Origin of the sequence: Streptomyces ureilyticus (assembly GCF_011045025.1) — a bacterium.
Lineage (GTDB): Bacteria > Actinomycetota > Actinomycetes > Streptomycetales > Streptomycetaceae > Streptomyces > Streptomyces ureilyticus.
This window is the reverse complement of the sequence record NZ_JAAKZX010000167.1, coordinates 1-22,082: the sequence shown is the minus strand read 5'-3', so window position 1 is coordinate 22,082 and position 22,082 is coordinate 1. Positions and strand designations below refer to the sequence as shown.

General features: G+C 67.3%; 23 protein-coding genes and 2 pseudogenes. 16 read left to right on the top strand and 9 right to left on the bottom strand.

What is annotated here, in order from left to right; all coding sequences use genetic code 11:
* Window positions 1–676 (top strand): LysR substrate-binding domain-containing protein (locus G6048_RS35620; protein WP_165343728.1); only part of this gene is annotated, 676 nt, incomplete at its 5' end.
* Window positions 677–881: 205 nt separating this feature from the next.
* Here G6048_RS35620 and G6048_RS35615 read toward each other — a convergent pair.
* The gene (locus tag G6048_RS35615; RefSeq protein ID WP_165343727.1) at window positions 882–1,349 is read right to left on the bottom strand and encodes a pyridoxamine 5'-phosphate oxidase family protein; all 468 of its coding nucleotides are present in this window, start codon (window positions 1,347–1,349) and stop codon (window positions 882–884) included.
* Window positions 1,350–1,470: 121 nt separating this feature from the next.
* Between G6048_RS35615 and G6048_RS35610 the strand changes: the two genes are divergently transcribed.
* Complete coding sequence (locus G6048_RS35610) at window positions 1,471–2,121, top strand: cysteine hydrolase (protein ID WP_165343726.1); 651 nt, start codon at window positions 1,471–1,473, stop codon at window positions 2,119–2,121.
* Here the strand turns inward: G6048_RS35610 and G6048_RS35605 are convergent.
* The 3 genes from G6048_RS35605 to G6048_RS35595 form a co-directional block, all read right to left on the bottom strand.
* Window positions 2,108–2,578, bottom strand: coding sequence for a Rieske (2Fe-2S) protein (locus tag G6048_RS35605; RefSeq protein WP_165343725.1), 471 nt, complete (start codon window positions 2,576–2,578; stop codon window positions 2,108–2,110). The two genes, G6048_RS35610 and G6048_RS35605, sit on opposite strands and share 14 nt — an antisense overlap.
* 436 nt (window positions 2,579–3,014) lie before the next feature.
* On the bottom strand, window positions 3,015–3,908 hold the full coding sequence (locus tag G6048_RS35600; RefSeq protein ID WP_165343724.1) for a trimeric intracellular cation channel family protein: 894 nt from the start codon (window positions 3,906–3,908) through the stop codon (window positions 3,015–3,017).
* Between the two features lie 142 nt (window positions 3,909–4,050).
* Window positions 4,051–4,989: a class I SAM-dependent methyltransferase gene (locus G6048_RS35595; RefSeq protein ID WP_165343723.1), complete on the bottom strand. Its 939-nt coding sequence runs from the start codon at window positions 4,987–4,989 to the stop codon at window positions 4,051–4,053.
* A gap of 243 nt (window positions 4,990–5,232) precedes the next feature.
* Between G6048_RS35595 and G6048_RS35590 the strand changes: the two genes are divergently transcribed.
* On the top strand, window positions 5,233–6,798 hold the full coding sequence (locus G6048_RS35590) for a serine/threonine-protein kinase (protein ID WP_165343722.1): 1,566 nt from the start codon (window positions 5,233–5,235) through the stop codon (window positions 6,796–6,798).
* Window positions 6,799–6,988: 190 nt separating this feature from the next.
* A pseudogene (locus G6048_RS35585) lies at window positions 6,989–7,687 on the top strand (IS630 family transposase); the annotation flags it as partial.
* Window positions 7,688–7,730: 43 nt separating this feature from the next.
* Here the strand turns inward: G6048_RS35585 and G6048_RS35580 are convergent.
* A complete protein-coding gene (locus G6048_RS35580) occupies window positions 7,731–8,891 on the bottom strand; it encodes an ISAs1 family transposase (protein ID WP_328827943.1) in 1,161 nt (386 codons plus the stop codon).
* A 463-nt stretch (window positions 8,892–9,354) separates the two neighbouring features.
* Here G6048_RS35580 and G6048_RS35575 point away from each other — a divergent pair, with 463 nt between their 5' ends.
* Window positions 9,355–10,257: an SGNH/GDSL hydrolase family protein gene (locus G6048_RS35575; protein WP_206342526.1), complete on the top strand. Its 903-nt coding sequence runs from the start codon at window positions 9,355–9,357 to the stop codon at window positions 10,255–10,257.
* A 62-nt stretch (window positions 10,258–10,319) separates the two neighbouring features.
* The gene (locus G6048_RS35570; RefSeq protein ID WP_165343721.1) at window positions 10,320–11,372 is read left to right on the top strand and encodes a S1 family peptidase; all 1,053 of its coding nucleotides are present in this window, start codon (window positions 10,320–10,322) and stop codon (window positions 11,370–11,372) included.
* Window positions 11,373–11,459: 87 nt separating this feature from the next.
* Here G6048_RS35570 and G6048_RS50295 read toward each other — a convergent pair.
* Both G6048_RS50295 and G6048_RS35560 read right to left on the bottom strand, forming a co-directional pair.
* Window positions 11,460–11,594: pseudogene (locus G6048_RS50295) on the bottom strand (IS30 family transposase); the annotation flags it as partial.
* Between the two features lie 308 nt (window positions 11,595–11,902).
* Window positions 11,903–12,139: a transposase family protein gene (locus tag G6048_RS35560; RefSeq protein WP_165343720.1), complete on the bottom strand. Its 237-nt coding sequence runs from the start codon at window positions 12,137–12,139 to the stop codon at window positions 11,903–11,905.
* Window positions 12,140–12,204: 65 nt separating this feature from the next.
* Between G6048_RS35560 and G6048_RS35555 the strand changes: the two genes are divergently transcribed.
* The 4 genes from G6048_RS35555 (at window position 12,205) to G6048_RS35540 (ending at window position 15,046) form a co-directional block, all read left to right on the top strand.
* Window positions 12,205–12,678, top strand: coding sequence for an IS630 family transposase (locus G6048_RS35555; protein WP_328827939.1), 474 nt, complete (start codon window positions 12,205–12,207; stop codon window positions 12,676–12,678).
* 46 nt (window positions 12,679–12,724) lie between these two features.
* Window positions 12,725–13,702: an AraC family transcriptional regulator gene (locus G6048_RS35550; protein WP_165343719.1), complete on the top strand. Its 978-nt coding sequence runs from the start codon at window positions 12,725–12,727 to the stop codon at window positions 13,700–13,702.
* An 11-nt stretch (window positions 13,703–13,713) separates the two neighbouring features.
* Complete coding sequence (locus G6048_RS35545) at window positions 13,714–14,112, top strand: maleylpyruvate isomerase N-terminal domain-containing protein (protein ID WP_235990782.1); 399 nt, start codon at window positions 13,714–13,716, stop codon at window positions 14,110–14,112.
* A gap of 103 nt (window positions 14,113–14,215) precedes the next feature.
* The gene (locus G6048_RS35540; protein WP_165343729.1) at window positions 14,216–15,046 is read left to right on the top strand and encodes an alpha/beta fold hydrolase; all 831 of its coding nucleotides are present in this window, start codon (window positions 14,216–14,218) and stop codon (window positions 15,044–15,046) included.
* Here G6048_RS35540 and G6048_RS35535 read toward each other — a convergent pair whose 3' ends face one another.
* Complete coding sequence (locus G6048_RS35535) at window positions 15,047–16,150, bottom strand: FAD-dependent monooxygenase (protein WP_165343718.1); 1,104 nt, start codon at window positions 16,148–16,150, stop codon at window positions 15,047–15,049. It lies immediately after the preceding gene.
* A gap of 254 nt (window positions 16,151–16,404) precedes the next feature.
* Here G6048_RS35535 and G6048_RS35530 point away from each other — a divergent pair, with 254 nt between their 5' ends.
* The 6 genes from G6048_RS35530 (at window position 16,405) to ung (ending at window position 21,817) form a co-directional block, all read left to right on the top strand.
* Window positions 16,405–17,172 (top strand): HipA family kinase, encoded by a 768-nt coding sequence (locus G6048_RS35530; protein ID WP_165343717.1) that lies wholly within the window; start codon window positions 16,405–16,407, stop codon window positions 17,170–17,172.
* Window positions 17,169–17,561 carry a DUF3037 domain-containing protein gene (locus tag G6048_RS35525; protein ID WP_165343716.1) on the top strand — a complete coding sequence of 131 codons (393 nt, stop codon included), beginning with the start codon at window positions 17,169–17,171 and terminating at the stop codon, window positions 17,559–17,561. The genes G6048_RS35530 and G6048_RS35525 overlap by 4 nt, the downstream gene beginning before the upstream one ends.
* Window positions 17,562–17,696: 135 nt before the next feature.
* A complete protein-coding gene (fabG, locus tag G6048_RS35520; RefSeq protein ID WP_165343715.1) occupies window positions 17,697–18,458 on the top strand; it encodes a 3-oxoacyl-ACP reductase FabG in 762 nt (253 codons plus the stop codon).
* Between the two features lie 17 nt (window positions 18,459–18,475).
* Complete coding sequence (locus G6048_RS35515; RefSeq protein ID WP_165343714.1) at window positions 18,476–19,234, top strand: SDR family oxidoreductase; 759 nt, start codon at window positions 18,476–18,478, stop codon at window positions 19,232–19,234.
* A 202-nt stretch (window positions 19,235–19,436) separates the two neighbouring features.
* Window positions 19,437–21,017 carry an ABC transporter substrate-binding protein gene (locus G6048_RS35510; protein ID WP_165343713.1) on the top strand — a complete coding sequence of 527 codons (1,581 nt, stop codon included), beginning with the start codon at window positions 19,437–19,439 and terminating at the stop codon, window positions 21,015–21,017.
* Between the two features lie 116 nt (window positions 21,018–21,133).
* On the top strand, window positions 21,134–21,817 hold the full coding sequence (gene ung / locus G6048_RS35505) for a uracil-DNA glycosylase (protein ID WP_165343712.1): 684 nt from the start codon (window positions 21,134–21,136) through the stop codon (window positions 21,815–21,817).
* A 22-nt stretch (window positions 21,818–21,839) separates the two neighbouring features.
* Here the strand turns inward: ung and G6048_RS35500 are convergent.
* The coding region (locus tag G6048_RS35500) for a hypothetical protein (RefSeq protein WP_165343711.1) at window positions 21,840–22,082 on the bottom strand (243 nt) is incomplete at its 5' end.

Below are 22,082 nucleotides of genomic sequence, written 5' to 3'. Positions count from 1 at the left end.
AGAGACAGAGCTTGCGCAGTCCGATCTGGAGGCGCAGCGGGGGCAGGTGGTGGGGGAGTTGCGGCTCAGCGGGTTCCCTACGGCCGCGCGCGGGCTGTTTCCCGCGGCGCTGGCCGCGTTGCGGGCCGAGCATCCTGGACTACGGGTTCGCTCGCGGGAGTTGGAGCCTGAAGAGGGCGTTTTCGCGGTCGTTCGGGGTGATGTCGACATGGCCGTCGTGCTCGACTGGTACAACAAGCCGTTGCCTGTGCCGGAGGGGCTGGTCAAGGCGTCGCTTCTTGAGGATGCCGCGGATGTGGCGATGCCTGCGGGGCATCCGCTGGCCGGGCGGGATGAGGTGGATCTCGAGGAGTTCGCCGGTGATGAGTGGATCGCCTGGCCCGAGGGGGAGTTCTGCCACGAGTGGCTGTTCTTTACGCTTCGGGCCAAGGGGATTGAGCCGGTTGTCGCGCATCGGGCTGAGGAGCATCAGACGCAACTGGCGCTGGTTGCTGCGGGGTTGGGGGTTTGTGTTGCGCCTCGGCTTGGGCGGGGGGTTGTGCCGGAGGGGGTGCGTACTGTGCCGGTTCGGCAGCGGGTTACTCGGCATGTGTATGCGGTGTGGCGTGCCGATGGGGATCGGCGGCCTTCTGTTCGGGCGGCCGTTGAGGCGTTGCGGGTGGCTGGGAGGTCGTAGGTTTTTCCCCAAGCCCGCCCCTTCCCGGAACTGAGGGCTGCGCCCCAGGCCCCCGCAAGCGGGGTTCTGTTTCGGGTGCGGGTTCGTTGTGGCTTGTCGCTCCCCCACTCTCGGCTTCGTTCGAGCGGGAAACCCCCGTCGCGGCGGAGCCGCTCATGGGTACAGCCCCGCGCCCCTGACGGGGCGCTACCGGAAGCCCCTGCCGTCACAGTGCAGCCAGTTTGCGGAAGTCCCAGGACTTGACTGCGTCTGGAGTCAGGCGGAGCCATGCGTGTCTGCCGTCGTGGGGCATCTCGTTCAGGGTGAAGTTCTTTTGGGCGAACAGGCGCTCCACCTCGTCCAGTTCGGGGCATGGTTCGCCCGTGCGTGGGGCCTCGCCTACGAACTCGACCGTGCCCGAGAGCTCCACGCCCTGTAGCTCCCCGTACTCCTCGCCTGCGTCCACGACCACGGCCACGCGCGGGTCCCTGCGCAGGTCGGCCCACCGTTTGCTGCGGGTGATCGAGTACAGCCAGAGGGAGGTGCCGTCCCAGGCGAACCAGAGGGCGCTCAGGTGGGGGGCACCGTCCGCCGAGACCGTTGCCACTCGGCAGGTGCGTTGGGTTCTCAGGAATTCGTCCAGTTCTTCGGGGGTCATCATGATCTTTCGGCCCCGGCGTTGCGTGGTGGTCATGCGGGTCCCCTCTTTTCTGACTGAGCGTCAGGAAATCATGGGGCGTCTTCCGCCCTCACGCAATGGTCGCTACGCTCGCCCGCCACCGTAGCGCCAGCCGTGTTCCGCGACAGGGGGAGTCATGCCGTCGTACGAAGAGCTCAGGGAACTTCTCGACCCTGCGAGCACAGTCCTGCTGACCGTCGAGTGTCAGCAGGGTGTCGTCGGGCCGGAGAGCGCGTTGCCCGAACTCGCCAAGGAGGCACGTGCTTCGGGTGTCCTGGCCCGTATCGCTCAGCTGGTGGCGGGGGCGCACGCGAGCGGTGTGCAGGTGATTCATGCGATCGCCGAGCGTCGGCCGGACGGGCGGGGCGCCAACCATAATGCGCGGCTGTTCCGGGCCGCCGAGCGGCTGCCGGTGCAGCAGTTGTCGGGGACTACGGCGGTGCGTGTCGCGGCGCCCATCGAGGTCGCGGACGAGGATCTCGTCGTACGGCGGCTGCACGGGCTGTCGCCGATCGCGGGTACCGACGTCGACCCGCTGCTGCGCAACCTGGGCTGCCGGACACTGATCGTCACCGGCGTCTCGGCCAACGTGGCCATACCCAACGCCGTGTTCGACGCCGTCAACCGCGGTTACACCGCCGTCGTGCCCGGGGACGCCATCGCGGGGGTGCCCTCCGACTACACCCCCGCGATGGTCCGCAACACGCTCGCCCTGGTGGCCACCATCACCACCACGGACGAGCTGCTGGCCTGCTTCAAACGCCCGCGCACGGTCACGCGAGCATGATCGAGTCTCCCTCGACCTTGATGTTCGCGGTGGTCAGCGCACTGGTCGCGGGCCCCTTCTCGACGCTGCCGTCCGTGACGCTGAACTGGCTGCCGTGAGCGGGGCAGGTGATCAGGCCCTTGTCGACGGCGTTGATCTGCTGCTTCTGGTGCGGGCATACCGTCGAGTAGGCCTTGAACTCGCCGGCCGTCGGCTGAGTGACGACCACCTTCTGGTCGGCGAACACCTTGCCGCCGCCCTCCGGGATCTCACTGGTCTTGGCCAGCGCCTCGCCGCCGCCGCCCGAGCCGGCGGAACTGGAGGATTCGGAGGCGCCCGATGAGCCGGACGAACTGTCGTCGGAGCCTCCGCACGCGGTCAACGCGGCGGTGGCGCCGGCCACGCCGAGCGCGGCCAGGATGGTGCGACGACAGATCGCCGGCGCGGGTTGAGCGGACTGAAGCGATTCGCTGGACATGTGGCGGTCCCTTCCACAGATGTACAGATGTGCTGCGGACCAACGCGGAGTGCGCTGATCCACATCAAGGTGTACGCGCACGTCACGAGGGTCGTTCATCAGGTGCTTGAGTTCTTGATGAAATCGAGATCAAGCCGGAGGAGCGTATCTATCACGCCTTCCTGTGTGTCCAAACGGGTCGAACCGGGCAGTGGCAGCACCCTGTGCGGACCGCCCGCCGCGAGCAGAGCCACCAGGGAACAGCGCTCGTAATTCTCCGGCGACACGTGCGGATGTCCGAGGAACCACTCGTTCCAGTGCGTGTCGGTGCGTACGACGCGGAGGGCGCCGTCGGTCTCGTACGCGGAGGGCGCCGTCAGTCTCGTACGCGATGGGCGTGCCGTCGGTCTGGGGCGTGGGACGACGATCGGGCCCAACGCGTGGCCCGAACGCTCGGTCAGTCCTCTGACGGCTGCTTTGGGGGTGTCTGCTCCCGGTCGTCCGTCTTCCGTTTCGCGGGGCGGTTGAGGAGGAGCCGGGGGTCCGGGCGTCGTTTCAAGCGGAGGGTGTCGTCTCTGCGCTGGACCAATTGGTCCGCGTCCATGGGTGGCAGCGTTACCGTGTCGGCTTCGATGGCTGGTGGCGGCGTTGGGGCGGGGGCCGGGTTCGCGGGCGGTGGCTGTTGTCGCATTCCCGCGAACGGGTTGCGCCAGAAGTTGGATCGCGGGGTGCGCCAGTTGTAGCGCAGGGCGAGAAGCCGCAGGCCGAAGGCGAACAGCGCGGTGCCGATGGCGGTGCCGACATTGAGCAGTCCGGTGTGGTGCAGCAGGGCGGTCGAGGTCGCGCCGGCGAGGGTGGGCAGCGCGTACAGGTCGTGGTTCCAGCGGAGCAGCGTCGGCATTTCCAGCGCGAGGAGACTGGCGAGCACGCCGCCTCCGAAGGCGCTGGCGCAGCCGAGGGTGACGGCGGCGGGAATGTTGAAGCCATGGTCGAGCGCCTTGACCGTGCCGGTGACGCTGAAGAGTCCGAGCGCGGCCGCATCGGATGCGTCGAACAGCCTGCCTTCTCGCACTTTGTCGTCGTGGACGAGACGGTGGCCGAAGTACACGATCGCCGCGGCGGCGCAGGGCGTGAAGAAGTAGCCGAGGTCGGTGAAGGCGACGGGGGTGACCCCGAGGACCATGTCCCGGAAGAGGCCGCCGCCGGGGCCCGCCGCCTCACTGAGGATGACCGTGCCGAAGATGTCGAAGTCCTTGCGCACCGCGAGGAACGCCCCGGAAAGGGCGAAGGCGAAGATGCCCAAGAGATCCATCACGTACTGGACGGCGCCGCTCAGTTCGTCGATCGGCATCGGACAAGCCTCCCTGAAGGCTGTTGAACAATCGGCGATGGCCGTGGACCTCGAGACGCCGAAGCGGCGCGGCAACGCCGGCCAGGCATGGCGCAGGTGCGAACTGAGGTGGTGCCACAGCGGTGACCCTCATCCGCTCGTCTCATCCATGACGAGCGGATTGGCGACGACCGGGGAGATCGTGTGGCGCCTCGATGATGGACGGCTTGGTGAGGAACGGTTTGGCCTGGGCGGCATCGTGAGTGACACAGGCTGACGCGATATGGGCTCGTGCGATGGGGTGGCCGTGTTCTCCGGTCTCCATGGCGCGCACTTCCTCGGCCAGAAGCATCCGGAAGCGGTCCCGATGGAGGGAAACCGCGGCGAGGTACTGAGGATGCATGCGAAAGATCGGATGCAACTCGTCCACGAACGTCTCGGGCTTGGGCATGACGCACGGCACCTGGATGGTCTCCAGGCGGATGTCATCGCATCCGGCTCGGCTCAGCGCGTGCTCGATTTCCGAGTGCTTCAGATACTCGCTCAACGGGGCCACGAACTCGCCCAGGCCGGGGTCGTTGAGTCGGTTGACGGCCCGGGCCAGGGGTGCGAGGAACGGAGCTCCCACGGGGTCCGCCCACTGCGCCACACTGACGAGGCCGCCAGGACGTACCACTCTGACCATCTCGGCGAGCGCATTCACCGTTTGGGCTCCGCAGTCCAGCACGCCGAGAATCGAGAACGCCGCGTCGAATACGTCGTCGCCGTAGCGCAGTTCTCGTGCGTCCATCACCTCGGCGGAACATCCGGCGTACGGCCTCAAACGCTCGGTCAGGCGGCCCACCATCGCCGACGACTTATCGATCGCGTCGACGCTGTGTCCACGCTCGACCGCCGCGACGGCCAACGCGCCCGTGCCCGCGGCCACGTCCAGAACAGCCGAGCCCGCGCTCAGTGCGGCCTGGTCCAGTGCCGCCTTCGCGAGCACCGCCGAGCAAGGCTCCATCCACCGCTCGTAGGTGGGAACCAGTGCGTCCCACGGATTTCGAGACGTTGTCCCGGTCATTGTGTTGTCTGGTCTTTCCTCATGATGCTGTGTCATGTCGCCCGACGATGTTTTTCGGGCAAAGGGCTTCGCCGCGCTTGACTCAACCAGCGGTCGATCGGCGGAGCCATACTCCGGTGATGCGGAGCCATACGTGTATGTGCACGCGCTCCGGGACTTTGCCGCAAGGGTCTTGCTCCGCATGACAGTTGACGACATGTGAGGTCATGCACTCCTCTATGCTCGGCTGCGTTCGAGCGAATGATGACCGGCGGGCGCCCAGTTCGCCGGGAGGGGAACGTGAGAGAGCGCGTGATATCCGGAGATGGCGATCCCCAGGCGGCGGCGCGTGCGGAACGCGCATCAGGACGGATGATCGCCGGTCGGTATCTGCTCCACGACGTCCTCGGCAGAGGCGGCATGGGCACGGTCTGGCGCGCGCACGATCAGCTGCTGGACCGTCCGGTCGCGGCCAAGGAACTGCATATCCTCCTCCACGGCGACGAGGAGCACCGCGTTCGGATGCGCCGCGCGATCCGCGAGGCGCGCGCGGTCGCACGGGTACCGCACCCGCACGTGGTGGGCGTCCACGATCTGGTCGAGTCCGAGGACCGGCTGTGGATCGTCATGGAACTCGTCGACGGCCCCTCACTGGCCCAACGGATCAACGAGAGCGGACCGCTGACACCGCAGCACGCCGCCGCCCTGGGCCTGCAACTTCTGGCCGCGCTGGAGGCCGTACATGCGGCCGGCACCCTGCACCGCGACGTGAAACCGGCCAACGTACTGCTGCGCCGTGACGGCAACGCCGTCCTGACCGACTTCGGCATCGCGGCCCTGGACGACGGCGAGTTCCTGACGACCACCGGCGAACTGGTTGGCTCCCTGGAGTTCATGGCGCCGGAGCGGGTGATGGGTGCGGAGGTCGGACCGGCCTCCGACCTGTGGTCACTTGGCGCGACGCTGGCCACGGTCTGCGGTGGGCAGTCCCCGTTCCGCAGACCGGCGCGGCCCGCGACGCTCCACGCGGTGGCGTACGAGCAACCCGTTCTGTCCGAGCGGCTCGGCCCGCTGCGTCCGATCGTCGAGGCACTGCTGGGCAAGTCCCCGGACGAGCGCCCGCCGGCGGCCGTCGTACGGTCCGCGTTGCAGCGCGTCGCGGCGGGGGAGGCGGACGCCGGGCCGCTGCCGTCGGCGACGATGCGCGTGGCGCGGCCTACGGTGTCGTTGACCGACGCCGATACCGTGACCAGCGGCCGGGGGCTGGCCGTCCCGGCCGGGGAGACCGTGCCGACGGCACGGCACACCACGTCACTCACGCCCGCACACCGGCCCTCGTCCCGGTCAAGCGGGCCGAAGCGGCTGCTGTGGGCCATGACCGGCATGGTCGTACTGGCCGGGTTCGTGACGAGCGGTCTCTTCATCGCCGGGGTGCTGCCGCCCGAGAAGGCCCCGAAGACGACGACCGCCAGTCAGGTCATCCAGTCCACAACCGGCTGGCAGGGGGTGACCGCGGTGTCCGTCCAGCGGGGCGACCGCGTCAGCGTGCGGTTCGCTTCGGGATCGTGGACGGTCGACCACCGGAACATGCCCATGACCGGGCCGGCCGGTTACGACGCGAACATCGACAGGTCGCTGGACTTCGCGAAGAGCTGCAAGATCAAGCCCGACTTGCCATTCGGCACCCTGCTGACACGCCTGGAGGGCGCAAAGGACGTCCCCGTTCACGCCGTTGGGCGGAGGCTGACTTTCCAGGCGGCAGGGAACGGCACCCTGCAACTGCGGATCAACGACGGCGACGGAACCTGTCTCGAGGACAACAGGGGCCAGCTGACCGTGCAGGTGAGCGTCACGCACCAACCCTGACGGTCACCACATCGGTGATCGCCACGTGGCGCTTATGTTCTGCTCGGACGGCGCAGTCGTTCAAGTGCCCGCCGTACCAAGCTTCCTAGTGAGCTGGTCTTGAGGTCTGGTCTCGCCACGTGAGTCGTGTTCTGTTTCAGATCACGGCTCAGCCGGTGACAGCCACGGTGGCCTGCGGTCTGCTGGTGTCATGGGGGACAGCAGGCTGGAGCCGCTGGTGTTATCCGAAGCCGAGCGGTTGACGTTGCAGGGGTGGGCCAAGCGCCGAACAACCGCACAGGGCCTGGCGAAGCGGGCACGGATCGTGCTCGCGTGTGCCGACGGGCTGAGCAATACCGCGGTGGCCGCGCGGCTGGAGACCGATCGTAAGACGGTGGCCCGGTGGCGGGCCCGGTTCCTGCGTGACCGGCTCGACGGTCTGAGCGACGAGCCGCGCCCGGGGGTGCCACGCACCATCACCGATGCCCAGGTGGAACAGGTGGTGGTGCGCACCTTGGAAGAGGTCCCGGCCGGGGCGACGCACTGGTCGAAGCGGGAGCTGGCCAGGCGGGTGGGGATCTCGCCCACGAGTGTGCCGCGGATCTGGCGGGCGTTCGGGCCGCAGCCGTGGCGGACGGAGAACTTCAAGATCTCCCCGGATCCGCTGCTGATCGACAAGATCCGTGACGTGGTGGGCCTGTATCTGGCGCCGCCGGCGAACGCGGCGGTGTTCGCGGTGGACGAGAAGCCGCAGATCCAGGCCCTGGAACGGACAGCGCCGGTGCTGCCGATGGTGCCCGGCACGCCGGAGCGGCGCAGCTTCGACTACGTCCGGCACGGCACCGTGGACCTGTTCGCCGCCCTGAACACCGCCACCGGCAAGGTGATCGGCAAGCTGTCCGCGCAGCACCCAGGGCTGATTCAAAGTCCTGGCGGTCATGTGGCGTTGCTGGTCAGGGCAGTCCGATCAATTCCAGTGGACGGGTGAAGGGTGTGTAGGAGACCTCGCGTAGGCCGGCGGCGATGCTGTGGTGCCCGGCGGTGCGCAGGGTGCTGATCGCGAAGCTGCGCAGCGTGGCCATGTTCTCCGGCCCGTGCCCGGTGCGGATCTTCGAGGCGTCCTCGCCGAACGTGGTGTCTCTGACGTGGTGCACGGCCTCGATACCCCAGTGCGCCCGGGCGAGTTGGCCGATGGCCTGGGGAGATGCCTCAGGCGCTGTCAGGTCGGTGATGGCATAGACGGTCTCACGGGTGATCTTCCCAGTCTTGAGGTCGGTGCGGTACCGGTGGATCTTCGCGGCCTGCGCCACGTGCGGGAAGTCCAGCCCGAGACCGGTCACGGTGAGCGTGCGCACCGAGCGGGTCTCACGCCGCCCGTGCCCGGCCTCGCGGTCGTAGCGGCGGGCGGTCACCTTCTTCCACGGCAGCGAGCGCAGCGCGTCGTGCAGCGCCGGCTGGTTCCGCTTGACCACGAGCAGGTAGTGCGCCTTCTTCGCCTCCACCAGCCATCTGGCGTGGTCACGGTGGGTGTGCAGGGCGTCGGCGGTCACCACGACACCGGCCAGGCTGAACGGCGCCAGCAGTTTCGTGAAGCCGGTGACCTCGGTGGTCTTGTCCGGCACCCGCAGCTGGCTGACGGTGCGTCCGCCTTCCAGGACGGCGGAGAGCAGGTGGGCTGCGGGGCCGGTGTCCGTGCGCGAGCCGCGAGCGGCCTTGCCATCCACGGCCAGGTGCCGGGTGCCCGCGGGGTCGCATCCGAGTAGATCGGCAAGCCCGCCGGGGCATACCAGGGTCAGGTGTCGGCGGATGGTGGAGCTCGACGGTGCGCGGCGCACGCCCAGCGGGCCGGCGGCGCGCACGCCGAGGCGGGCGAGTGCATCCAGGGGTGCGTGGCGGGCCCATTGACCCACGGCCAGATAGGAGCGAGCCCCGGCCAGCACCGCGCAGCAGGCGGTGAGCAGGACCGATACCAGCGAATGACGCCGTCCCCGCCGGTCTCGCGGATCGCGGATCGCGGATCGCGAAGAATGGCCAGTCGTTCGGCGACACCGCCAACGCCGCGCTGGGCAGCAGTGGGCGACTTGGTCAGGCAGACAGTGGCAGACTGGCGGCACATCGAAGCTCCGGACGGGCAGGGCGACTTGGGAAGGTCACCCCGTCAACCGGAGCTTCGTTGTGTTCGTGACGGTCTCCCGCCTGATCGTCACACCGCAGCACGTTTCCATGATCCCCAGGACTTTGAAGCAGCTGTGGCCCCGGGCCCCCGCAAGATCGCGATCTGCAGCTGGAGTACTTAAGTCATGCCGCTGCCCCCTCTTGGAACGAGAGTAGCCGGGACACGCCGGCTGCCTGCCACAGACCGCGTGCGTGGCCCCTCAAATCCTCATACACCAGCATTCACGTCGTCATGTGTCCGGCATCACTCTCGAATCCGCGCAAATTACCGGCGAGTAAGGATATTTGACCCTGGTTGTCGAGGCCGCATCGATCCTAGGTTCACCGATGTCCTTCACGGACACCGGTTGGGAAACCGTCGTCGCGAGTCGACGGTCCCGTTGAGGAGTAAGGGGATCACCGATGGCAGGCGGCAGGTCACGTAACAAGCGGCGATTCAAGATCCGGCTGTTCGCCGGATTGGCAGCAGCCGGACTGTCGGGCATCGCCGTGTTCACGGCGAATGCCGCCGACAACACCATCGACGGCACGCTCGACTACGTCGCACTCGGAGATTCGTACTCCTCTGGCCACGGCGCGAGCAGCACCTACACGGGGGATGTCAACACCACTTGCAAGAGGAACGACTTGGCCTATCCGAATGTCTTCTTCGCGAAATACCTGGCCTCCGCGCAGCCGTCCAAGTCGTCCAGCATGTTCAACCTGGCGTGCACCGGGGCGAAGATACAGGATGTCATCGACGACCAGCTCGGCTCCGTAACAGGCTCTGTCGAAATGGTGACCATCACTATTGGTGGGAATGATGTGCACTTCGCCGACGTCGCGAGAACCTGTGTCCTGAACGGTTCGGCGGTCTGCACACAAGCGTTGAACGAAGCCAGTCCGAAAATCTCGACGCTGCGGCAGCCGCTCACCGATCTCCTCGCTGAGATACGCAAGAGGGCGCCGGTCGCCAACATCGTCATTTCCGGGTATCCGAAAATTTTCGCCACCGGAGGTTGCGGCGCCTTGTCCATCTCGGAAGACAACCGGGACCGTATGAGGGGCCTTCAAGAATTGATGAATGACCTGATCCGGGAAGTGGCGGGGGCCAGCGACCGGGTTCAGTACGCCGATCCGGATGGCCTCTTCAACGGCCACCGGGTGTGTGACACCGGCGATCTGTGGATCAATCAGGTGGGCGACGCAGTCGCGCAGCTGGATACCGGGGCGGCCTACCACCCCAACGCGAACGGCCACGCGGCCATGGCCGACGCGGTCTTCGATGCCGCCCAGGGCTCCACCACCGGGCCCCAGGCCGGCTAGCCATCCACCTCAGGACCGATCATTCCGGTCCGCGCCAATTCCTGTAAGGAGTGCACCCACTCATGCCCCCCAAAGGCTCTCGCGCTCGACGTCGTCGGCCTCTCAAGGCCGCCGCCTTCGGCCTCGGGCTGCTCACCGTCCTCAGCGTCGCCGGCATCGGTATCGCCAACGAGGACAGCGGCAGCGCCAGTACCGCCAACACGGTAAAGGCTGCTGATGCCAGTCGGCGCGACGAGGTCCTCGAACTTGTCAATGCCGCCAACATCCCTGGGCTGGACGCCTTCTCAGTCGGCATCGATCCGGTTGCAGAAAAGATCGGTGTGCACCTCTTCGTCCCAAATGGTCTGCCGGCCGCTGCGGAGGAAGCACTCAAATTCGGTGACGATGTCACGGTAACCGTCCAGGAAGCTTCGGCGCCGGTCCCGCATCTCAACGTGAGCGGCGGTGCGTCGATCGGCGACGTCGGTTTTGGGGCATGCACGGCGGCTTTCGCTGTCGGGCTCGCCAACGGGCAGTCGGGATTCCTCACCGCTGGACACTGTTTCAACCCCCAGACCGCCGCCAACCAGCAGACCGTCCGGATCGGCTCGGTGGGGGCAACCGGGCACTCATTCAATTACGGCCCGTCCGATCACGGAATCTACGCTCTCAACGACAGCCCCAGCACCAACGACGCGTTGCCCCAGGTCGCTGACGACAACGGGACCCACCCGGTCCGGGGAATCACCGAACCGACAGTCGGCACGGAGATCTGCAAGCACGGCATCACCACCGGAACGACCTGCGGGAAGGTGACTCTCGTGAACACCACGGTCACCTATGAAGCGTCGAATACCCGGCCGAGTACGCAGATAAAGGGTGTGATCCAGAGCGATGTGTGCTCGGAACCCGGTGACAGTGGCAGTGCGGTCTATACCCGACCGGCGGCAGGCAGCAACACCGCTGTCAACGCCGTCGCAGTCCACAGTGGAGGAAGCACCTTCCAGCAAGGTACCAAGCAAGTGTGCGGCGAGAAGGTGGGATTTAACAACGTCGCCTACCATGTCCCGCTGTCCGCCACCCCCGCCAAAGGCACCAACCCGTTCGACGAGGTCTTCCTCAAGGTCGCTCCCTGACCTCCAATTGTGACGGCTTTTCCCGCGCGGCCCAACGGTCCGTCAGATGCGTAGATTCAAGGGATCGTTCAACACAGGTTCGGTTGATCAGGCCGCGAGCGGTTTGGACAGACGCTCGGCCGGGGTTTCCCAGCCGAGCGTATTGCGTGGGCGGCCGATGAGTTCGGCGGCGACAGTGTCCAGCTCCTCGCAGGTATGACGGGAAAGGTCAGTGAGCTCTCCCCAACCTGCTGATGGGTCAGCTGGTTGGTGCCCGGCCGTGCTCAACGACGAAGCTCCTGGTAGACGGGCTCACGACCAAGAGCACCCGCAGTCACCACGAGCTTCGCGTGCTTGTCTACCCGTCCCCGATCGACCTGCCCGGTCGCACCCTGCGGTCCTGACGGCGGCGCGTCCCACGCCCTGCGTCGCACCAGATCAGGGGTAAGGGATGCCGCACGCGATTCCGTGAACCTTGCCCGGACTTCGGAGCTCGGGCGTGGGCCGCACCCCCTTCGGGCTCCGGCGTATGTGCACGCCGCCCGGTCACCCTATCGGCTGTTTACGAGGCGGTGGGCTGGGCCGGCAGCGTCTCCATGAGGGTTTGCTAGAGCCCCGGCCAGCACCGCGCAGCAGGCGGTGAGCAGGACCGATACCAGCGAATGACGCCGTCCCCGCCGGTCTCGAGGATCGCGAAGAACGGCCAGTCGTTCGGCGACACCGCCAACGCCGCGCTGGGCAGCAGTGGGCGACTTGGTCAGGCAGACAGTGGCAGACTGGCCGCACATCGAAGCTCCGGACGGGCAGGGCGACTTGGGAAGGTCACCCCGTCAACCGGAGCTTCGTTGTGTTCGTGACGGTCTCCCGCCTGATCGTCACACCGCAGCAACCTGCACGTTTCCACGATCCCCAGGACTTTGAATCAGCCCTGGCGCAGCACCGGGCTGTCGATTTCCGGGACTTCCTCGACGAGATCGACCGCCAGACCGACCCCGGCCTGGCGGTCCGCGTGATCTGCGACAACCTCTCCGCCCACAAGGCGCCGGTGGTGCACAAGTGGCTGCTCGCGCACCCCCGGTTCGAGCTGCACTTCACGCCCACGTACTCGTCGTGGATCAACCAGGTCGAGCGGTGGTTCGCCGAGGTGGAGCGGCGCTGCCTCGAACGCGGCGTGTTCTGCTCGCTCGACGAACTCAAGACCGCGCTCGAGGACTGGATCAAGACCTGGAACGAACAGGCCCGGCCCTTCAAGTGGACCAAAACCGCAGACCAGATCATCGACCGCATCTGCCGCTACTGCGACAGGATCTCAGGACCGGGACACTAGGCTACGGAGGCAGGGGCGGACCTGGGCCGTTGTGGGCCCGGCGCAGATGAAAGACGAGAAAGTCGTGGACCAAGAGAATTCCACCCGTGCAGTCTCCATCGCTCATGCCCATACCGACTCAGGCACGGACATCCTCAGCGAGGCGATCGGGAGCGTGCGGATCGGGCACGCCCGCGCCTGCCGGGTCAGGGGGGCGGGCTCTTGGGGCATACGATTTCCCGCCTTCGCGGGCAGCGGCTTCCACATCCTCCTGCGGGGCAGCGCATGGCTGATCACGGCCAACGGCCGGCCACGGGCGCTCAAGGCGGGCGATGTCGTGCTCAGCCCGTTCGGAGCCGAGCGTGGACTGAGCCACGCACCATGCCTGCTCCAGAACTTGCCGCGGGTGGTCCCGCACGATCCTGGTCCGGCCGAGGTCGAGATCCTCTGCGGCGCCTACTGGCTCGACCATGGAGAAGTACACCCCTTCCTCCGAGCGTTACCCGAGGTCATCGCGGTGTCGGCGGACCATGGCCGCACCTCACAACTAGGGGCGCTGACCAATCTCCTGGCTGTGGACATGTCCGATACGCGACCCGGGAGCAGGGCGGCCCGTGCCGCCTTACTGGACCTACTGCTGACCCATGTCCTGCGTCAGTGGCTCGAGCAGAATCGCGATGTGGAACGGCGGGAGATCGACGATCCCGCCATCGCTGTCGCGCTACGTGAGATCCACACGAGCCCGGACAAGCCGTGGACGGTACAGCAGCTCGGCGAGACCGTCGGAATGTCGCGGACAGCGTTCACCAAACGATTCACCGCGCTGGTCGGAAAACCGCCCATGACCTACCTGACCAGTTGGCGTCTGAGCTACGGCGCCCGGCTGCTCCGGGAAACCAAGGCACCGCTGGCGTCAATAGCCCGCCAGGTTGGCTACTCGACGGAATTCGCGTTCGGAGCCGCATTCCGCCGCGAGTACGGAATCTCCCCCGGACGTTTCCGCGACCGCACCCAACGGGACAATCCCGTTGCCGTCAATGTGTAAAGGCAATACGGATGTTGGACTACGGCCTTGACCTCTCCGGCGTAGAATACGACCTTGCTCTGCCCGACTTGGTGGCTGAAGGCGATGAACTGGACGCCCTGGTATCCGCGCAGTCCGACTGGTGCACGCCTACGCCGGCAGCGGGCTGGACGATCGCCCACCAGATCGCTCATCTTGCCGCAGCTGATGCGAACGACCTTATCGCCATACGGACCCCGGATGCGTTCGACGCCGTACTTGAACAGGCAGAAGCCGCTGGCAGCCAATACGCCGATCTCGACGCCGCCGCAGGAGCAGCAAAACCGCGATCAGCGCTGCTGGAACAATGGCGCGCCGGCCGAACCGAGGTGGCAGCGGCGCTACGTGACATTCCAGATGGCCATGCGTTTCCGTGGTCCGGTCGCAGTTGACCGCGTTTTCCTCTGAGGGGCAAGCAGCGATCTCCTGATCGAGTTATTCAGAAAAGCGGCCAGTGCAACCAAGAGGTATCGAGTGAAGCGGTAGAGCGTCAAAATCGATGGGCAGCGGATTAGTTACCTGGAGAGTCCGGTCGACCTGGGCAGTGTCGACCTGGGCAGTGATGATGACCGGACGGTCATTTTCGTTCACGGTAATTCGTCTTCGGCCAGGACCTGGCTTCCCGTGATGACTGGTGAATTCGGCCGGCGGTTCCGCTGCATTGCGCTGGACCTGCCCGGTCATGGGGAGTCCGAGTCAGCCGGAGACCTGGCCGACTACTCGCTGCCGGGACACGCGGCCGTGCTCGTCGGTTTCGCGAAGGAACTCGGTGCCTCCGACGCGGTCGTCGTCGGCTGGAGCATGGGCGGGCAGATCGTGATGGAAGCCGCGCCGGAGCTGTCGGACGTGTGTGGCTTCGTCGTTTTCGGTGCGCCGCCGGTCGCATTGCCTGCACAGATGTCGGAGGCGTTCCTGCCGACCCCGGCTATGGGCGCCCTCTTCAGTGCGCACGTCAGCGAATCGGAGGCAAAGTTGGCCGCGGGAAGCTTCACCGCGCCCGGTTCGCCGCTGGACACCGGCGCTTTCGTATCCGACATCCTGGCCACCGACGGTGCGGCGCGCGCGGGGCTCGGGTCCAGCGCTGGGGCGGGCCGGTTCGCGGATGAGATCGCGATCGTCTCAGCGCTCCGCCGGCCGCTGGCCATCGTGCAGGGCGCCGACGAGCAACTGGTCAGCCTGGACTACCTGCGAAAGCTGAACATTCCCGCGCTGTGGCGCGGCGAGGTTCAGGTCATCCCCGGTACCGGCCATGCTCCGCACCAAGAGGCACCGCAGCAGTTCGCCGCCCTGCTGACCGAGTTCATCGGCGACCTCAGCCACGAGTAGCTACGGCAGGGCATGCAGCGGGGCGTGGTTGGCCTTGAAGATGCGTTCTGCGGCTCGGCGGAGGGTGAATTTGCGCAGTGGTGTGGGCAGGTTGCGGGCCTTGTCGCGACGGTGATTCTGCTGCACCACCCAGGCCACCCGCGGCGCGCGCCGGGTCTCGTACGCGGCGAGGGCCGTGGTGACGTCACGCGCGGCCGTGAGGGTGTCGGCGAGTACCAGGGCGTCCTCGAGGGCCATCGCGCCGCCCTGGGCCATGCTCGGGGAGAAGGCGTGGGCGGCGTCGCCGACGAGGACGGCGCGCGGACGCGTCCAGACGGTGTTCTCGCTCTCGTACAGCGCGGCGAAGTGCGCGTCCGAGCCCTGCTCCAGCAGCTCGGGGACCGGACCGCCGAAGTCGGTGAAGAGCCCGCGCCAGTCGCCGTCCGGAGCCGCGGGAACGGGGCTGTTGATGTCGGCGTAGCAGTAGACGCGGCCGGCACCGAGTTGCACGGTCAGGAACGTACGGCCCTTGGTGCCCATCCGGCCGGTCCAGTGGGTGATGCCCGGGATCGCGGTGTCATCGGCGATGAACCGCCAGCACAACTGACCCAGGAAGCGCGGTTCCGGCCCGCCGAAGAGGGAGCGCCGTACGGCCGAGTTGATGCCGTCCGCGCCCACCACCAGGTCGTAGGCGTCGGTCGCGCCGTCCGCGAAGGTCACGGTCCCGTCGTCGGCCACCGCGGTCACCTCGGTGTCGTAACGGATGACAGTGCTGGCGACGGCCGTGCACAGCACCTCGCGCAGATCGTCACGGGTGGTCGCCAGACAGGGTCCGACCCCGCCCCAGATCCGTTCCACATCGAACTCCGCGAGCGGTCGTCCGCGGTGGTCCCGCAGCCGCTGCCGCGCCACGGGCTCCGCCCGCTTGGCCACCTCGTCCCCCACCCCGATGCCCTGGAGCGCTCGCACGGCGTTCGCCGGCAGGTAGAGGCCACTGCCGAGGGCCAGTCCGTCGTCGGCGCGGCGCTCGACGACGTCCACCAGGAATCCGCGGTCCAGCAGCACCTTGGCCAACGCCAGACCGGAGATTCCAGCCCCGACGATCAGCACACGAAGCTTGTCCACAAGGGGTTTCCTTACAGGTAACGGGCAACGCGACGGCGCTACCGAGCCCCCTGAACCCACGTCGCCCCGTGGCGTCCACCTCACCAAAGGCCGCGGTCGCAGAGCCATGCGCGAGCGGCACCGCCTCATACGAGGTTGTGCGCCGAAGCCAGCAGGAGCGAAGCCGGCAGGCGCGGAGAGCAGAGCTGGCCCGCGATCACCCTTGGTTACTATGCTCTTCGTTGCAAGCCTGAAGAGACGGGTGGCCTGGGAAAATGCTGAAAGAGGTCACCGCGACCCGCTACATCACGCCCCTGCGTGAGGGCGGCTCGCTGCCCGGGCTCGTCGAGGCCGATGATCTCGGAACGTACGTCATGAAGTTCACCGGCGCCGGACAAGGGCGGAAGACCCTCGTCGCGGAGGTGGTCTGCGGTGAGCTCGCCCGTCGGCTCGGCCTGCGTGTGCCCGGACTGGTCACGATCGGGCTCGATCCGGTCATCGGGCTCGGTGAACCGGACGAGGAAGTGCAGGAGTTGCTCAAGTCGAGCGGTGGGCTGAACCTCGGGATGGATTTCCTGTCCCGCGCGATCGGCTTCGATGCTCTCGCGCACCGGGTGAGCCCGGAAGAGGCCGGGAAGATCGTCTGGTTCGACGCCTTGGTCAACAATGTGGACCGATCATGGCGCAATCCCAATTTGCTTGTGTGGCAGGGCGAACTGTGGCTCATCGACCACGGTGCCACGATGATCTGGCACCACAACTGGCGCGGCGCACCCGCTTCCGTGGCCCGGCCGTATGACGCCTCTGACCACGCCCTCGCGCCCTTCGGCCCCGATATCGCCTCCGCCGCCGCCCAGTTGGCGCCCCTGGTCACCGAGGAACTGCTCGCCGAGGTGACCGCCGAGATCCCCGGGGCCTGGCTGACGGACGAGCCGGGGTTCGATTCGGCCGACGCACTCCGGCACGCGTACGCGGAGCCGCTGCTGGCGCGTGCCGCCACGATTCACGAGCGCATCGAGACCGGCGAGGTGGGAGCGAAGTGAGCGGGCGCGACGGCCGTGACGTCTACGAGTACGCCCTGCTGCGCGTCGTGCCGCGCGTCGAGCGGGGGGAGTGCTTCAACGCGGGCGTGCTGGTGTACTGCCGCGCGAAGTCGTACGTGGCGGCGCGCACCCATCTCGACGAGGGCAAGCTGCGGGCGCTCGACCCGGCGGCGGACGTCTCCGGCGTGCGCGCCGCGCTGCGCGCCGTCGAGGGACTCTGCGCCGGGGGAGCGGCAGCGGGGCAGGCCGCGCGCGACGACGCGGGACGGCGCTTCCGCTGGCTGATCGCGCCCCGCTCGACCGTCGTCCAGCCGGGTCCCGTGCACACGGGTCTGACCGCGGATCCCGAAGCCGAGGTCGAGCGGCTTCTCCAACTGCTGGTGAGGTGATGGATCACATGTGCGCGGTGTTCCGTTGACACCGAGTGCCAGGGCTTCTAGCGTCACTTGCGCTGAGGGTACTAAGCGGTCGCTCACTGCAGGGGCGTACCGTATGAGGCTTTTCAAAGGCGAGGAGAACCAGCAATGTCCACCACTGAGCAGCGGGTCGCCGTAGTCACCGGTGCCGCGCGCGGAATCGGCGCCGCGACCGCCGTACGCCTGGCCGCCGAGGGGCGTGCCGTCGCGGTGATCGATCTCGACGAGGCCGCGTGCAAGGACACCGTGGAGAAGATCACCTCCGCCGGCGGCAAGGCGATCGCCGTCGGCTGCGACGTCTCCGACGAGGCCCAGGTCGAGGCCGCCGTGACGCGGATCGCCGAGGAGCTCGGTGCGCCGACCATCCTCGTGAACAACGCGGGCGTGCTCCGCGACAACCTCCTCTTCAAGATGAGCGCGTCCGACTGGGACATGGTCATGAACGTGCACCTGCGCGGCGCCTTCCTGATGACGCGGGCCGTCCAGAAGTACATGGTGGACGCCAAGTTCGGCCGCGTCGTCAACCTCTCCTCGTCCTCGGCGCTCGGCAATCGCGGTCAGGTCAACTACTCCGCCGCCAAGGCCGGTCTGCAGGGCTTCACCAAGACGCTCGCGTTCGAGCTCGGCAAGTTCGGCGTCACCGCGAACGCCGTCGCGCCCGGCTTCATCGTCACCGACATGACCGCCGCCACCGCCGAGCGGGTCGGCATGGGCTTCGAGGACTTCCAGGCCGCGGCCGCCACTCAGATTCCCGTACAGCGTGTCGGCAGGCCGGACGACGTCGCGGGCGCGATCGCCTTCTTCACGGGTGACGACGCCGGATTCGTCTCCGGACAGGTGCTGTACGTTGCCGGCGGACCGCTCAACTAGAGCCGGGGAAAAGAGACATGACGACTGTGGAACTCTCGGGCAAGGTCGCGCTCATCACCGGCGCGAGCCGCGGTATCGGCTACGGCGTCGCCGAGGCGCTGGTCGCCCGCGGTGACCGGGTGTGCATCACCGGGCGCAACGAGGACGCGCTCAAGGAGGCCGTGGAGACGCTCGGCGCCGACCGCGTCATCGGCGTCGCGGGCAAGGCCCACGACGAGGCCCACCAGGCAGCGGCCGTCGAGCGCACCATGGAGGCGTTCGGCCGCGTTGACTTCCTGGTCAACAACGCGGGCACGAACCCGGTCTTCGGGCCGATCGCCGAGCTGGACCTCAATGTCGCGCGCAAGGTCTTCGAGACCAACGTCATCTCGGCGCTCGGCTTCGCGCAGCAGACGTGGCGGGCCTGGCAGAGCGAGAACGGCGGAGCGATCGTCAACATCTCCTCCGTCGCCGGCGTCTCGGCCTCGCCGTTCATCGCCGCGTACGGCATCAGCAAGGCCGCCATGATCAATCTGACCGTCCAGCTGGCGCACGAGTTCGCGCCCAAGGTGCGCGTCAACGCGATCGCCCCGGCCGTGGTCAAGACCCAGTTCGCCAAGGCCCTCTACGAGGGCCGCGAGGAGGAAGCGGCCGCGGGCTACCCGCTCGGCCGGCTCGGCATGCCCTCGGACATCGGGGGCACCGCCGCCTTCCTCACCTCGGAACAGTCGGACTGGATCACCGGGCAGACGCTCGTCGTCGACGGCGGGATCTTCCTCAACGCGGGGGTCGGCTGACGGTGACGTCGGGTGCCCCCGCGGCTCGGCCGACGCCGCGCGGGCACCCACCGGTGAGGGCCGCGCGAAAGAAGAACACCACTCCCACACCGTACGGACATACCTGCTGATCAAGCGCACTGCCAGGGCGGCGCCCCAAGCGGCCCGGCGCTGCGGTATCGTCTGGCCACCCTTGTGGTATGGCCGATCGAGGAGCGTGCGCGTGTTCAAGCGGGACAGGTATCTGCGTCAGATGGGGGCGATCACCTCCATAGCCCTGGTCGCCGGATGCGGTGTCTTCTCCTCGGGTTCCTCCGACGACGGGAAGCCGATCGTCGTGGGGACGACCAGCCAGCCCAGCACCCTGGATCCGGCGGCAGCCTGGGACAGCTCCTGGGAGCTGTTCCGCAATGTCCACCAGACGCTGCTGAACTTCCCCGCCGGCGCGGCCGAGCCCGAGCCCGACGCCGCCGAGAGCTGCAGGTTCACCGACAGCACCAGCGAGGTGTACACCTGCAAGCTGCAAGAGGGCCTGAAGTTCTCCAACGGACACACGCTGGACGCGAAGGCCGTCAAGCACTCCATCGACCGGATCAAGAAGATCAACGTCAACGGTGGCCCCGCTGGTCTGCTGACCACCCTCGGCCGAGTCGAGACGAAGGGTGACCTTGAGGTCGTCTTCCATCTCAACCAGCCCGACGCGACGTTCCCCTTCGTGCTCTCCACGCCCGCCATGGCGATCGTGGATCCCGAGGAGTACCCCGCGGACAAGCTCCGCAAGGACGGCGGGGTCACCGGTGCGGGACCGTACCGCCTGGAGTCCTACGAGGACGGCAAGGAAGCGGAGCTCGTCAAGAACGACAGCTACAAGGGCATCGCGAAGCTCCGGAACAGCGCCGTCACCATCCGCTACTTCTCGGGTTCGTCCGAGGTGGTCAACGCCCTCAAGAAGAAGCAGATCGACGTCATCTACCGCGGTCTCGGCGCCACCGATGTCGTGGACATCCAGGAGAGCGGCGACGACACGGGGCTCCAGCTCGTCGAGAACCCCACCACCGAGATCAGCTACCTGGTGTTCAACCCCAAGGACCCGTGGTCCAAGAGGCCCGCGGTCCGCAAGGCGATCGCCCAGGTCATCGATCGTCCGGCGCTCGTCCACAACATCTACAAGGACACCGTCGAGCCGCTGTACTCCATGATCCCCAAGGGCCTCGTCGGCCACACCACGGCCTTCTTCGACGACTTCGGGAAGCCCAGCGGGGCCAAGGCCAAGCGGATCCTCGAGCAGGACGGCATCACCGAGCGGGTCCCGCTCACCCTCTGGTACACCACCGACCGCTACGGCTCGCAGACCAAGCCGGCCTTCGAAGAGCTGAAGCGGCAGCTCGAGGCCTCCGACCTGTTCACCGTCACGCTGAAGAGCCGCCCCTGGAAGACGTACGCGCCGGGCTACCAGAATGGCGAGTACCCGGTGTTCGGGCGTGGCTGGAACCCTGACTTCCCCGACGCCGACAACTTCATCGCGCCTTTCGTGGGCGAGCAGAACGCGCTCGGTACCCCCTACGACTCCCCTGAGATCACGGGCCAGCTGATCCCCGAGTCCCGCCGCGAGAGCGACCGGGGCGCCGTGGGCGCCCAGTTCGAGAAGGCCCAGCAGATCCTCGTCGACGATGCCCGGCTGCTGCCGCTGTGGCAGGGCAAGTCGTACGTGGCCGCGAACGAGGAGATCGCCGGTGCCGAGAACTCCATCGACCCGGCGACGATGATGGCGATGTGGGAGCTGTACTGGAAGACCAGCTGGTAGCCGTCGGGTGTTCCGGGGCCGGTTGTCCGTGACCGGCCCCGGAACACCCGACGGCTGTCAGTGGGTGGCGGTAGGTTCTGTGGTCGGCAAGTGACCGCACACCGGAGGAAGTTCACGTGACCGACACCGCCATGCTGCCCGAGTCCTGGCGCGGCGTCCTGGGCGAAGAACTGCAGAAGCCCTACTTCAAGGAGCTCACCGAGTTCGTCGAGGAGGAGCGCGGGAAGGGGCCCGTATACCCTCCGCGCGAGGAGGTCTTCGCCGCGCTCGACGCCACGCCGTACGAGCGGGTGAAGGTACTGATCCTCGGCCAGGATCCGTACCACGGCGAGGGCCAGGGGCATGGCCTGTGCTTCTCCGTCCGTCCGGGGGTGAAGGTCCCGCCGTCGCTGCGGAACATCTACAAGGAGCTGCACGAGGAGCTGGGCACCCCGATCCCGGACAACGGCTTTCTGATGCCGTGGGCCGAGCAGGGCGTCCTGCTGCTCAACGCGGTGCTGACGGTCCGTGGCGGCGAGGCCAACTCGCACAAGGGCAAGGGCTGGGAGAAGTTCACGGACGCGGTGATCCGGGCGGTGGCCGCGCGGCCCGACCCGGCGGTCTTCGTGCTGTGGGGCAACTACGCCCAGAAGAAGCTGCCCCTGATCGATGCGGAACGGCACGCCGTGGTGAAGGGCGCGCACCCCTCGCCCCTGTCCGCCAAGAAGTTCTTCGGCTCGCGCCCGTTCACCCAGATCAACGAGGCGGTCGCCCAGCAGGGCCACATCCCGATCGACTGGCGGATCCCGGATCTGGGCTGAACCACTGGCCTGAGCCTCGGGCTCAACTCCCGTACGTTTCCTTGCAGATGGCCGCCTCTGGACTGTCCGGCTGCCAGCCGCCGTACCTACGGCCCAGGTCGCACATGCCCTGGTTCGACGGGCCCGGCAGGTCCGGGACGCGTGGGACGTTGCGCTGCGTGGGGTCCGCGGTGGCCGTGGCTATCCAACGCGTCGCGAAACTGTTCGCGACGATCGCGATCAGCGCCGCCGCGCAGGCGCCCCAGGCGAACGCGAACGTCAGGTT